This is a genomic window from Enterobacter cloacae complex sp. SHL021, from assembly GCF_049237765.1.
GTDB classification, from domain to species: domain Bacteria; phylum Pseudomonadota; class Gammaproteobacteria; order Enterobacterales; family Enterobacteriaceae; genus Enterobacter; species Enterobacter cloacae.
The window spans coordinates 157320-170759 of the sequence record NZ_JBMKJG010000001.1; the positions used below are offsets into that span (position 1 = coordinate 157320).

General features: G+C 54.4%; 11 protein-coding genes. 8 read left to right on the forward strand and 3 right to left on the reverse strand.

What is annotated here, in order from left to right; genetic code table 11:
* Positions 1–165: 165 nt before the first annotated feature.
* A complete protein-coding gene (gene pyrD / locus ACOTZF_RS00675; protein WP_013097269.1) occupies positions 166–1176 on the forward strand; it encodes a quinone-dependent dihydroorotate dehydrogenase in 1011 nt (336 codons plus the stop codon).
* A gap of 165 nt (positions 1177–1341) precedes the next feature.
* A complete protein-coding gene (zapC, locus tag ACOTZF_RS00680; RefSeq protein WP_013097268.1) occupies positions 1342–1884 on the forward strand; it encodes a cell division protein ZapC in 543 nt (180 codons plus the stop codon).
* Here the strand turns inward: zapC and ACOTZF_RS00685 are convergent.
* On the reverse strand, positions 1881–2990 hold the full coding sequence (locus tag ACOTZF_RS00685; protein WP_048972448.1) for a YcbX family protein: 1110 nt from the start codon (positions 2988–2990) through the stop codon (positions 1881–1883). The two genes, zapC and ACOTZF_RS00685, sit on opposite strands and share 4 nt — an antisense overlap.
* A gap of 100 nt (positions 2991–3090) precedes the next feature.
* Between ACOTZF_RS00685 and rlmKL the strand changes: the two genes are divergently transcribed.
* From rlmKL to rmf, 6 genes are all read left to right on the forward strand, one after another.
* Positions 3091–5199 (forward strand): bifunctional 23S rRNA (guanine(2069)-N(7))-methyltransferase RlmK/23S rRNA (guanine(2445)-N(2))-methyltransferase RlmL, encoded by a 2109-nt coding sequence (gene rlmKL / locus ACOTZF_RS00690; RefSeq protein WP_038419040.1) that lies wholly within the window; start codon positions 3091–3093, stop codon positions 5197–5199.
* Positions 5200–5211: 12 nt separating this feature from the next.
* Positions 5212–7119, forward strand: a complete 1908-nt coding sequence (locus tag ACOTZF_RS00695) for an ABC transporter ATP-binding protein (RefSeq protein ID WP_029883226.1) — start codon at positions 5212–5214, stop codon at positions 7117–7119.
* A gap of 13 nt (positions 7120–7132) precedes the next feature.
* The gene (gene pqiA / locus ACOTZF_RS00700; RefSeq protein WP_028027912.1) at positions 7133–8386 is read left to right on the forward strand and encodes a membrane integrity-associated transporter subunit PqiA; all 1254 of its coding nucleotides are present in this window, start codon (positions 7133–7135) and stop codon (positions 8384–8386) included.
* Between the two features lie 4 nt (positions 8387–8390).
* The gene (gene pqiB, locus ACOTZF_RS00705; RefSeq protein ID WP_013097263.1) at positions 8391–10031 is read left to right on the forward strand and encodes an intermembrane transport protein PqiB; all 1641 of its coding nucleotides are present in this window, start codon (positions 8391–8393) and stop codon (positions 10029–10031) included.
* Positions 10028–10594, forward strand: coding sequence for a membrane integrity-associated transporter subunit PqiC (gene pqiC, locus ACOTZF_RS00710; protein ID WP_020689691.1), 567 nt, complete (start codon positions 10028–10030; stop codon positions 10592–10594). Before pqiB ends, pqiC begins: the two co-directional genes overlap by 4 nt.
* A 256-nt stretch (positions 10595–10850) precedes the next feature.
* A complete protein-coding gene (rmf, locus tag ACOTZF_RS00715; protein ID WP_013097261.1) occupies positions 10851–11018 on the forward strand; it encodes a ribosome modulation factor in 168 nt (55 codons plus the stop codon).
* A gap of 72 nt (positions 11019–11090) precedes the next feature.
* On the opposite strand, the gene fabA is transcribed toward rmf, so the two are convergent.
* Positions 11091–11609: a bifunctional 3-hydroxydecanoyl-ACP dehydratase/trans-2-decenoyl-ACP isomerase gene (gene fabA, locus ACOTZF_RS00720; protein WP_000227926.1), complete on the reverse strand. Its 519-nt coding sequence runs from the start codon at positions 11607–11609 to the stop codon at positions 11091–11093.
* 68 nt (positions 11610–11677) lie between these two features.
* Positions 11678–13438: an AAA family ATPase gene (locus tag ACOTZF_RS00725; protein WP_038985584.1), complete on the reverse strand. Its 1761-nt coding sequence runs from the start codon at positions 13436–13438 to the stop codon at positions 11678–11680.
* Positions 13439–13440 lie beyond the last annotated feature (2 nt).

Consider the following 13440-nt stretch of genomic DNA (forward strand, 5'->3'; position numbering starts at 1 on the left):
AAATGATTTATCCGCAATTAAAATGCGAAAAAGCGCATAAGAAGTGTACGGGGAAGTAAACGTTTGCGTTTTACGCTGATTTTTTTGCCGCAGGTCAATTCCCTTTCCGGGCAGGATCGCACATAATCCCCTCCCGGTTTGCACACCGGGAATCCAGGAGAGTTCATGTACTACCCCTTCGTTCGTAAAGCCCTTTTCCAGCTCGACCCTGAGCGCGCTCATGAATTTACATTCCAGCAATTACGCCGTATTACGGGAACGCCGCTGGCCGCGCTGGTGCGTCAGAACGTGCCGGAAAAACCTGTGCAGTGCATGGGTCTGACCTTTAAAAACCCGCTGGGTCTGGCGGCAGGTCTGGATAAAAATGGCGAGTGCATTGATGCCCTGGGCGCGATGGGCTTTGGTTCCATCGAAATCGGTACCGTCACGCCGCGTCCACAGCCGGGTAATGATAAGCCGCGTTTGTTCCGCCTGGTCGAAGCCGAGGGGCTGATCAACCGCATGGGCTTTAATAACCTCGGCGTGGATCATCTCGTAGAAAACGTTAAAAAAGCCCATTTTGATGGTGTATTAGGCATCAATATTGGCAAAAATAAAGACACGCCGGTTGAGCAGGGTAAAGATGACTACCTGATTTGTATGGAAAAAGTCTATGCCTATGCCGGTTATATCGCCGTGAATATTTCATCGCCGAATACCCCAGGGCTACGTTCTCTGCAATATGGTGAAGCGCTGGACGATCTTCTCAGCGCCATTAAAAATAAACAAAATGAGCTGCAGGCGATCCATCATAAATATGTTCCGGTGGCGGTTAAGATCGCACCGGATCTTTCTGCTGAAGAATTGATCCAGGTTGCCGACAGCTTAGTTCGCCATAATATTGATGGTGTGATTGCGACCAATACGACGCTCGATCGATCCCTCGTCCAGGGAATGAAAAACTGTGACGAAGCGGGTGGGTTAAGTGGACGTCCGGTACAATTAAAAAGTACGGAAATTATTCGGGCGCTCTCCGCCGAATTAAAAGGTCGTCTGCCAATAATCGGTGTCGGTGGTATCGATTCGGTGATTGCTGCGCGCGAGAAGATGGCTGCGGGCGCCTCACTGGTGCAAATCTATTCCGGCTTTATTTTTAAAGGCCCGCCGCTCATAAAAGAAATCGTTACTCATATCTAATCTTTTCTCTTAATCAGACAACCAGGGCTTTATTTCCAGCCCTGGTTGTTTTATATTCCATCACTGTTGCTTATTTAGACATTATAGTCTTTTATTAATGGTGTTATAAACGAAGCGGCGAATGGGACATTTTTAGTACAGGACGTTTGGGTACGGGAGAGACACATGCGAATTAAACCTGACGATAACTGGCGCTGGTATTTTTGTGAAGAGCATGACCGAATGATGCTCGATTTAGCCAATGGCATGTTGTTCCGTTCTCGTTTTGCGCGTCGAATGTTAACCCCGGACGCTTTCTCCCCGTCTGGCTTTTGTGTAGACGATGCTGCGCTTTATTTCTCCTTTGAAGAGAAATGCCGTGACCTGCTGCTCTCAAAAGAACAGCGTGCCGAACTGATATTAAACGCGCTGGTGGCGATTCGTTTTCTGAAACCGCAAATGCCGAAAAGCTGGCATTTTCTGCCGCATGATATGAACTGGACGCCGGCCACGGGCGATGCGGCCAGCGTCAACCTGAGCGATACCGCAGAAGAGGTGAGTTTACTGGTGGTGGAACCTGGCGAAAATGCCGCGCTTTGTCTGCTGGCCCAGCCCGGCGTGACCATTGCCGGGCGGACGATGCAGCTCGGGGATGCCATTAAGGTCATGAATGACAGGCTGAAACCGCAGCTGCGCGTGGATTCATTCAGCCTGGAACAGGCGGTTTAAGCTTCCAGCTGTATCGACGTTTTTGGAATACAGCTACAGCACAGGATCGTCCCGTCATCACCGATTGCGGATTTCTTCAGCGCACTGACGTCGCCCCCGACTAGCTTGATTCGACAGCAACCACAGATACCCGCCCGACAGGAATACGGGATACGGATCCCGGCTTGCTCCAGCTGCTCAAGTATCACCTGCTGATTGTTACCCCGTATAACGCGGCCCTGCCAGTGAATATCCACTGCCGAACTGGCTTGCGTCTCAACGTCTACCATTTCTTCTTCCTGACCCGCACCGTACACGCGCGCAGGCCCACGGGTGAGAATTTCCACCTCGTCACCCACGCGGATCACTCCGCTTGAGCGCGGAATAAGATTCTGGCCGAAATCCACGTCGCCATTATCCTGCGCGGTACGGAATGATTGCAGGGTTTTCAGCGGCTCGCCGGAAGGATGCTTCAGGCCTTTCTCCGGACTTACGGTGGTGAAAATGCAGCGGCTGCACGGCTTCACGACATCAAAAATGACGCTGCCGATGCGGATCACTTTCCAGGTATCTTCCTCCCAGGCTTCCGTACCGGTCACCACCAGATTCGGGCGAAATTGCTCCATCTGCACGCTGGCCTTACAGCGACGCTGCAGGTCACGCAGCGAGGCTTCGCTGGTTAACAGGAACGGGAAACCATCGGCAAACGAGAGGGGAACCGCGTCGTGGCGCTTGACGCGTCGTGTCAGCGCCGGACCCACCCAGCGCAGCTGTACCTCACGGGAGAAGAAGCCGCTCAGCCAGCGGTTAATCTCGTCCGGAGCGATGCGAGCGGTAAAATGATTGCCCCACACTTCCGTTGGCGCATCGACAGGCGCAAAATCAGCAAAGCGAATCAATACGCTTGAGCCATCCGGGGCGGTGAGGTGCAGGCCGTCATGCAGCGGTGAAGGCGTAAAGCGCACCATCTGCGGGAACTGGCGTGCGGTAATGAACGTACCGTCAGGCTCGGTGACCATAAAAATACGATCGAAGGCAAATCCACTGATGTCAGCCAGGGCGTGAGAAACGCCGATACCGCGCATGGATTTCACCGGATGAATAAAAAGCCTGGATAACGTCGCCACTGTGCACAGTCCCTCGAATGAAAATAAGCCTTCAACTTTATGACATACACGTCATATTAGCTATAATGCGCGACAATTTTCTTAGAGTAAAAGTGACGATATGAATTCTCTGTTTGCCAGTACGGCCCGTGGGCTGGAAGAGCTGTTAAAAACTGAACTGGAAGCCCTGGGCGCGCAAGAGTGCCAGGTGGTTCAGGGTGGTGTCCATTTTGAGGGCGACACACGGCTTATTTACCAGAGCCTGATGTGGAGCCGCCTGGCGTCGCGCATCATGCTGCCGATGAAAGAGTGCAAGGTCTATAGCGATCTTGATCTCTATACCGGCGTACAGATGATCGACTGGACAGAGATCTTCACGCCAGACGCGACCTTCGCGGTGCATTTTAACGGTGTAAACGATGAGATCCGCAACAGCCAGTACGGCGCGCTGCGTGTGAAAGATGCCATCGTGGACTGCTTTACCCGTAAAAACAAAGAACGACCAAACGTCGATCGTGAAAACCCGGATCTGCGCATTAACGTCTGGCTCAATGGCGATACCGCCAGCATCTCTCTGGATCTGAGCGGGGCAGGTCTGCATCTGCGTGGCTACCGCGATCGCACCGGTATGGCGCCCATCAAAGAAACGCTGGCCGCCGCCATCGTGATGCGCTCCGGCTGGCTGCCGGGCACGCCGCTGCTCGACCCAATGTGTGGTTCCGGTACGCTGCTGATTGAAGCCGCGATGCTGGCCACCGACCGCGCTCCCGGCCTGCATCGTGGCCACTGGGGCTTTAGCGGCTGGGCGCAGCACGATGAAACACTCTGGAAAGAGGTCAAAGCCGAAGCGCAGGCCCGTGCGCGTAAAGGCCTGGCGGAGTACACCTCCCATTTCTATGGCTCTGACAGCGACCCGCGCGTCATTGAACGCGCGCGCAGCAATGCCCGTCGCGCGGGTATCGGTGAGCTGGTGACCTTTGAAGTGAAAGATGTCGCGAACCTGACCAACCCGCTGCCGAAAGGCCCGTACGGTACCGTTATCAGCAACCCGCCATACGGCGAGCGTCTGGATAGCGAACCGGCGCTGATTGCCCTGCACAGCCTGCTGGGTCGCAATATGAAAGACTACTTTGGCGGCTGGAATCTTTCCCTGTTTAGCGCTTCACCAGAACTGCTGAGCTGTCTGCAGCTGCGCGCCGATCGCCAGTTTAAGGCGAAGAACGGCCCGCTGGACTGTGTGCAGAAAAACTACCATCTGGCAGAGAAAGCGGCGGACAGCAAACCGTCGGGCGTGGCGGAAGATTACGCTAACCGTCTGCGCAAGAACCTGAAGAAATTTGAAAAATGGGCCAAACAGGAAGGCATTGAATGCTATCGCCTGTATGACGCCGATCTGCCGGAGTACAACGTGGCGGTTGACCGCTATGCAGACTGGGTGGTGATTCAGGAATATGCTCCACCAAAAACCATTGATGCGCAAAAAGCGCGCCAGCGCATGCTGGACGTGATCGCAGCGACGATTGCCGTGCTTGGCATCGCGCCAAACAAACTGGTGCTGAAAACCCGCGAGCGTCAGAAAGGGAAAAACCAGTATCAGAAGATGGGTGAGAAGGGCGACTTTATTGAAGTGGGCGAATACAACGCTCGCCTGTGGGTTAACCTGACGGATTACCTCGATACCGGGCTGTTCCTCGACCACCGCATTGCCCGTCGTATGCTGGGCCAGATGAGCAAAGGTAAGGACTTCCTTAACCTGTTTTCCTACACCGGTAGCGCCAGCGTGCATGCGGGCCTGGGCGGCGCGCGCAGCACCACTACGGTGGATATGTCGCGCACCTATCTGGAGTGGGCGGAGCGCAACCTGCGTCTCAATGGCCTGACCGGACGCCAGCATCGCCTGATGCAGGCCGATGTCCTGGGCTGGCTGCGTGACACCGATGAACAGTTCGATCTGATCTTCATCGATCCGCCAACATTCTCCAACTCCAAGCGTATGGAGGATAGCTTTGATGTACAACGCGATCACCTGCGCCTGATGACCGACCTGAAGCGCCTTCTGCGTAAAGGCGGCACGATTATGTTCTCGAATAACAAACGCGGTTTCCGCATGGATCACGACGGCCTGGCCGCTCTGGGACTGAAAGCACAAGAAATTAGCCAAAAAACGCTGTCTCAGGACTTTGCCCGTAATCGTCAGATCCATAACTGCTGGCTTATCACCGCGGCCTGAAAGGAAAAATAAATGTCTTTAATTAGTATGCACGGTGCGTGGCTCTCCTTCAGCGACTCACCGCTTCTCGACAATGCCGAACTGCACATCGAAGACAACGAACGCGTCTGTCTGGTGGGCCGTAACGGCGCGGGTAAATCCACGCTGATGAAAATCCTCAACCGCGAGCAGGGTCTGGATGACGGGCGTATTGTTTACGAGCAGGATCTGATTGTCTCCCGCCTGCAGCAGGATCCGCCGCGTCATGTCACCGGCAGCGTGTACGATTTCGTAGCGGAAGGGATTTCGGAGCAGGCTGAATACCTGAAGCGCTATCACGAGATTTCTCATCTGGTGATGACCGACCCGAGCGACAAAAATCTTAACGAACTGGCGAAAGTCCAGGAGATGCTCGATCATCACGGCCTGTGGCAGCTGGAGAACCGTATTAACGAGGTGCTGGCTCAGCTGGGCCTGGAGCCGGATATGCAGCTGTCTGCGCTATCTGGCGGCTGGTTGCGTAAGGCGGCACTGGGCCGCGCGCTGGTCAGCGGGCCGAAGGTGCTGCTGCTGGATGAACCAACCAACCACCTGGACATTGAAGCGATCGACTGGCTTGAAGGGTTCCTGAAAACTTTCAGCGGTACCATTATCTTCATCTCCCACGACCGTTCCTTCATTCGCAATATGGCGACGCGCATTGTCGATCTCGATCGTGGCAAGCTGGTCACCTATCCCGGCGATTACGATACTTATCTGCTGGAAAAAGAAGAAAACCTGCGCGTGGAAGAGCTGCAAAACGCCGAATTCGACCGCAAACTGGCGCAGGAAGAGGTGTGGATCCGTCAGGGTATCAAAGCCCGCCGTACCCGCAACGAAGGCCGCGTTCGTGCCCTGAAAGCGATGCGTCGTGAACGCAGCGAACGTCGCGAAGTGATGGGCAGCGCCAAAATGCAGGTAGAAGAGGCCTCCCGTTCCGGGAAGATCGTCTTCGAGATGGAAAACGTTAACTACCAGGTTGACGGGAAAGTGCTGGTGAAAGACTTCTCCGCCCAGGTTCAGCGCGGGGATAAAATCGCCCTGATTGGCCCCAATGGCTGCGGTAAAACCACGCTGCTGAAGCTGATGCTGGGCCAGTTGCAGGCGGATAGTGGCCGAATTCACTGCGGCACCAAACTGGAAGTGGCCTATTTTGACCAGCACCGTGCAGAGCTGGATCCGGACAGAACGGTGATGGATAACCTTGCCGAAGGTAAGCAAGAGGTCATGGTAAACGGTAAGCCGCGCCATGTGCTGGGCTATCTCCAGGACTTCCTGTTCCACCCTAAACGGGCGATGACCCCGGTGCGTGCGCTGTCTGGCGGTGAGCGAAACCGTCTTCTGCTGGCGCGGTTATTCCTGAAACCAAGCAACCTGCTGATTCTCGATGAACCAACCAACGACCTGGATGTCGAAACGCTCGAACTGCTGGAAGAGCTGATCGATGGTTATCAGGGCACCGTGATGCTGGTGAGCCACGACCGTCAGTTCGTTGACAACACCGTGACCGAATGCTGGATCTTCGAAGGCGAAGGGCGGATTGGTCAATATGTGGGTGGCTACCACGACGCGAAAGGGCAGCAGGCACAGTCGCTGGCGCAAAAACAGGCGAAGTCTAAAACAACGACTGAACCTGTTGTAACAAAAGCAGAAACTGTCAAGAAAACCTCGGCTAAACTAAGCTATAACCTGCAGCGCGAACTGGAGGGTTTGCCTCAGCGTCTTGAGGAGCTGGAGGCCGCGCTGGAGGCGCTGCAAGCGCAGGTTGCCGATGCATCCTTCTTCACCCAATCGCACGACTATACTCAAAAAGTCCTGGCCGAATTGTCCGCAGCTGAAAAAGCTCTGGAAGAAGCATTTGAGCGCTGGGAGTACCTTGAGTCTCTGAAAAACGGCGCATAAACAGGGATAACATATGTGTGACCAGCACCATGCCGACAGGCATATATTATGCTCGCAATGCGATATGCTCGTGGCGTTGCCAGAGCTTGGTCACGGACATAAGGCCCTGTGCCCGCGTTGCGGCACAACGTTGACAACCGAATGGGACGCGCCAAGACAGCGTCCCACGGCGTATGCGCTGGCCGCGTTGTTCATGTTGCTGCTCTCTAATCTCTTCCCCTTCATCTATATGAAGGTGGGAGGGATGACAAGCCAGGTTGATCTGCTTGAAATTCCGGGGGTGATGTTCTCGGAAGATTACGCCAGCCTCGGCACCTTCTTCCTTCTGTTTGTGCAGATCGTTCCGGCTTTTTGTCTGGTTGTCATCCTTTTGCTGGTCAACCGCGTAAAAATGCCCGCAGCCCTGAAAATCAAACTGGCGCGAGTCCTGTTTCAGCTTAAAAGCTGGGGGATGGCCGAGATTTTTCTGGCGGGTATTCTGGTCAGCTTCGTAAAGCTGATGGCCTACGGTGACGTGGGGATTGGCAGCAGCTTTATCCCGTGGTGTCTCTATTGTGTGCTGCAGCTGCGCGCATTCCAGTGCGTTGACCGGCGTTGGGCATGGGATGATATCGCTCCGGCTCCCACACTTGCCCAGACGGTGAAGGTTGGCGTGCCGGGGATCCGCCAGGGACTGCGCTCTTGCTCCTGCTGTACTGCCGTGCTGCCCGCGGATCTGGACGTCTGCCCACGCTGTGAAACCAAAGGCCATGTGCGACGCAAAAATAGCCTGCAGTGGACCATGGCGCTGCTGGTGACCTCTGTGATGCTGTATCTTCCCGCGAATATTCTGCCGATCATGATCACCGATTTGCTCGGTGACAAAATGCCCTCGACGATCCTCGCCGGGGTGATATTGCTGTGGGGCGAGGGATCTTATCCGGTGGCTGGGGTGATTTTTATCGCCAGTATTATGGTGCCTACCTTAAAAATGATCGCGATTGCCTGGCTCTGCTGGGATGCGAAAGGGCACGGCAAACGCGATAGCGAACGCATGCACCTCATTTATGAAGTTGTCGAGTTTGTTGGACGCTGGTCAATGATTGACGTGTTTGTCATTGCCGTTCTCTCTGCATTGGTGCGGATGGGCGGTTTGATGAGTATTTATCCTGCGATGGGGGCTTTAATGTTTGCGCTGGTCGTGATTATGACCATGTTTGCGGCCATGACCTTCGACCCTCGTTTATCGTGGGATCGTGAGCCTGAATCAAGCCATGAGGAAGAGTAAGAGCATGGAAAATAAGAGTGGAGAGGCGAAAGTGCAGAAGGTCAAAAACTGGTCACCGGTGTGGATTTTTCCCATCGTGACGGCGCTGATCGGTGCATGGATCCTGTTTTATCATTACAGCCATCAGGGACCGGAAGTGACGCTCATCACCACCAATGCCGAGGGGATTGAGGGCGGTAAAACGACCATCAAAAGCCGCAGCGTGGATGTAGGGGTGGTTGAAAGCGCCACCCTGACGGATGATTTAACGCATGTAGAAATTAAAGCGCGGTTAAATGCCGGGATGGAAAAGCTGCTTCACGGTGACTCCGTTTTTTGGGTGGTTAAACCGCAGGTCGGACGGGAAGGGATCAGTGGTTTAGGCACGCTGCTCTCGGGCGCGTATATTGAGCTACAGCCGGGGGCAAAAGGGGCGCAGCCAGCCCAGTATCAGCTTTTAGACTCTCCACCGCTTGCGCCGCCTGATGCAAAAGGGATCCGCGTGATTCTCGACAGTAAAAAAGCGGGCCAGCTCTCACCTGGCGACCCGGTGTTGTTCCGCGGCTATCGTGTTGGCTCAGTCGAGACCAGTACCTTTGATCCGCAAAAAAGGACCATCAGCTATCAGCTGTTCATCAATGCGCCAAACGATCGTCTGGTGACCAGCAACGTACGCTTCTGGAAAGACAGCGGGATCGCGGTCGATCTCACCTCAGCAGGTATGCGCGTTGAAATGGGGTCGCTGACCACCCTGTTTGGCGGCGGCGTCAGCTTTGACGTGCCGGAAGGACTGGATCTGGGGCAGCCGGTGGCCGAGAAAACGGCCTTCAGGCTCTTTGACGATCAAAGAAGCATTCAGGACGCGCTCTATACCGATCATATTGATTACCTGATGTTCTTTAAAGATTCCGTCCGCGGCCTGCAGCCAGGGGCGCCCGTTGAGTTCCGCGGTATTCGTTTGGGTACGGTCGGACAGGTGCCGTTCTTTGTGCCGGGACTTCAGCAGGTACTTGATGATGACTATCGTATTCCGGTGCTGATCCGCATTGAGCCAGAGCGTCTGGTTAACCAGATTGGCGAGAATCAGGATATCGGCGCGCATATTACCGATTTAATGAACCGTGGCCTGCGCGGCTCGCTGAAGACTGGCAACCTGGTGACTGGTGCGCTGTATGTGGATATGGATTTCTATCCAAAAGCTCCGCCGATTACTGGTATCCGTGAATTTGGCGGCTACAAGATCATTCCAACGGTGAGCAGCGGTCTGGCTCAAATCCAGCAGCGTCTGATGGAAACACTGGATAAGATCAACAATCTGCCACTGAATCCGATGATTGAAGCGGCGACAGGCTCGTTGCATCAGAGCCAGGAGACGATGCAGCGTCTGCAAACCACGCTGGATAACATCAATAAGCTCACGGCAAGCCAGAGCATGCAGCAGTTGCCGCAGGATATGCAGAAAACGCTGCGTGAACTGAACCGTAGCATGCAGGGCTTCCAGCCTGGTTCAGCGGCCTACAACAAGATGGTGGCAGATATGCAGCGTCTTGACCAGGTCTTGCGTGAACTGCAGCCCGTACTGAAAACGCTCAATGAGAAGAGCAACGCGCTGGTGTTTGAAGCAAAAGATAAAAAGGATCCTGAGCCGAAGAGGGCGAAACAATGAAAAAATGGCTAGCGATTGTAGGTGCGATGGTGCTCACGGCCTGTAGCTCAGGGAGTGAAACGAAAAGCTACTATCAGCTGCCGCTGATGGCGCAGGCGGGTACGCAGAGCACCGCCTCGCAGGGCAACCGTCTGCTGTGGGTTGAGCAAGTGGCTGTGCCAGATTATCTGGCCGGCAACGGGGTGGTTTACCAGACCAGCGATGTGCAGTATGTGATTGCGAATAATAACCTGTGGGCCAGCCCGCTGGATCAACAGTTACGCAATACGCTGGTGGCGAATCTCAGCAGCCAGCTTCCGGGCTGGGTTGTCGCCTCCCAGCCTCTTGGAAGCGACCAGGACACGCTGAACGTGACGGTAACGGGCTTCCATGGTCGTTATGACGGTGCCGTTGTCATCAGCGGAGAATGGCTGCTTAACCATCAGGGACAGCTGATTAAGCGTCCGTTCCATCTGGAGCTCAAGCAGCAAAAAGATGGCTATGATGAAATGGTGAAAGTGCTTGCCCAGGGGTGGGCACAGGAATCGGCCAACATCGCGAGAGAAATCTCCCGGCTGCCATAAGTAAAATTCATCATAAAAAACCGCAATCGGTCTGCCACTGATTGCGGTTTTTTTTTCGTTTTCACGTCAGACCGTTACTTGTCCCGGGTCACAATTTTTGTACAAATGATCTTCTGGCTAGCTCACAAATATGACATCCGTATGAATTTTGAACGTTGACGCTACGACTAATTCGGGGTATTCGTTATCTGTGCCTGCACGCATTGTGCAGTCACTGTTTTCTTTCCACCAGACAAAAGAATGAGGGAAACGAGGCATGAAGAGACAGAAACGAGATCGCCTGGAACGGGCTCATCAACGTGGTTATCAGGCCGGCATCGCTGGACGATCTAAAGAAATGTGTCCTTATCAGACGATTAATCAAAGGTCACAATGGCTGGGAGGCTGGCGAGAAGCCATCGGCGACAGGGCACTCATAGCCTGATAACGTCTCTTTAAAAACAGAAACCTCCGCAATGCGGAGGTTTCGCCTTTCTGAAGCCGCGTATAGCAGCGTTTAGAAAGCAGATGTATCCTGGAACAGGCCCACTTTCAGGTCGTTCGCGGTATAGATCAGACGGCCATCTACCAGCACTTCGCCATCCGCCAGGCCCATAATCAGGCGGCGGTTAACAATGCGTTTGAAGTGAATACGATAGGTCACTTTCTTCGCAGTTGGCAGAACCTGACCCGTGAATTTCACTTCACCCACGCCCAGCGCACGGCCTTTACCTTCGCCGCCCAGCCAGCCCAGGTAGAAGCCAACCAGCTGCCACATCGCATCCAGGCCCAGGCAGCCAGGCATTACCGGATCGCCAATAAAGTGGCAACCGAAGAACCACAGGTCCGGATTGATATCGAGTTCTGCTTCTACGTAACCCTTATCGAAGTTGCCGCCGGTTTCGGTCATTTTCACGACACGGTCCATCATCAGCATGTTCGGGGCCGGTAACTGTGGGCCTTTCGCGCCAAACAGTTCACCGCGACCAGAGGCAAGAAGATCTTCTTTTGTATAGGATTCGCGTTTATCTACCATGTTCTCAGTAAGCCTTATTTTAGTGAAGGACGCAGGATAGCTAACACGTGTACGCTGAACAAGTCCGATCAGTTTGAACTAAACCAACCTAACCAGCGTAACGGCCACGGATAACGATGACGAGCATCTTGCTGGGTCGCCTGAGCAATGCGCTCCTGGATGGTCTGCATCAGGGTCGTTTGTCCCTCGCCGTCCCATACCAGGTTTGTCAGTAAGGGTAGTGCATCCTCGACGCCTTCGATGGCCCAGAGGGAGAATTGTCCCTGCTCTACCGCATCCAGCAGTGCCTGGCTGAGGCTTAAATGGCGTGCGTTGGGTGCTGGAATAATCACACCCTGTTTGCCGTTTAACCCGCGTTGCTGACAAATAGAGAAGAAGCCCTCAATCTTTTCATTCAGGCCCCCCACTGGCTGGGCACGACCAAATTGATCGACCGAACCGGTAATGGCGATGTTCTGATTGATCGGGACTTCCGCCAGGGCGCTGATTAAGGCACACAGCTCGGCCATAGAGGCGCTATCACCATCCACTTCGCTGTAGGATTGCTCAAACGTCAGCGAGGCAGAGAAGGGGATTTGTTGCTCAAGCTGCAGCTCTGACATCAGGAACGCCTGCATGATCATCATGCCTTTGGCGTGGATGTTTCCACCCAGCTCGGCTTTCCGTTCGATGTCGGTAAACTCGCCATCGCCAATATGGACGACGCAGCTGATGCGTGAAGGCTCGCCAAACGCACGCGGATGCCCGGGAAATTCAATCACCGACAGGGCATTGATCTGTCCGATGCGCTCGCCTTCGGTCTCGACCAGAATTTGCTCCAGCAGAATTTCATCCTGCATACGATCGGCCAGATAGCCTTCCCGCCACTCTCTTTGGGCCAGCATCTGGGAAAGTTGCTCACCGGTAAATGCGCCATTCCCACTGATCGCACCCACTTCACGCAGCTGTTTGCTGATCCAGAGCGGACACAGCGGCAGCGTCTCCTGGTCACCGGTATAGCGAACCGCTTCGCGGATAAGTCCCGGCCAGGCGTCAGCCGCAGGCGTCGGCAGGGCAAAGCGGGCAGCAACGGCCATCACCCACTGACACCACTGCGCCATGTCATCGGCATCAGCAATCTGAATATTGTCTTCGTACTCGCTGTACACCGCCTGTGCAGCCAGCTCCGGCTCCATTTCCTGGAAATCAGCCAGCGATTCACGGTCACCCGTCAGCACCACGGTCAACGACAGCGGCATGGAAGGGACAGAGACCGGCAGAGGACGAGACTCGTCATAGCCCACCCAGTCAAATCGTTGCTGGCTCACAATCGTTTTCAGGCGCATCCATAACAGCGGCTGGGAGAGCAGGGTACGCAGGGAAATGATCAGTACGCCGCCATTGGCGCGATGCACCAGGCCCGGTTGCAGCGATAACTCACCGTTGAACTGGCGAAGGCAACCAAAGAGTTGTTCGGCCTCGGCCCAGTTAGCGGATACCACTTCGCCCTTTACCGCAAAACGGCCATCAGCCTGTTCTGCGGGTTCGAAAGAGACATCATGTCCTGAAATACGATACTGGCCGCCGTAAATAGCATTGGCTTCCGGCTGCAACTGGCGCATGGCATCACCCAGAAGCGTTAAATACTCGGCTTCTTCCGGGGCTTTGAGCAGCATGAAGGGAGATGTCGCCCACGGGCTTAACACCTGCTCCAGTGCGTAATGCAAACGCGGTTGTGTATCGCTAAGTATGAATTCGTGTTCTTGTGCGAGGTCTGGCTGTGCAAACAATTCCTGATAGCTTTCGGTATCCGGAACAAGGTCACGCCATGCAAGTTTCGTAATGGTCAAAG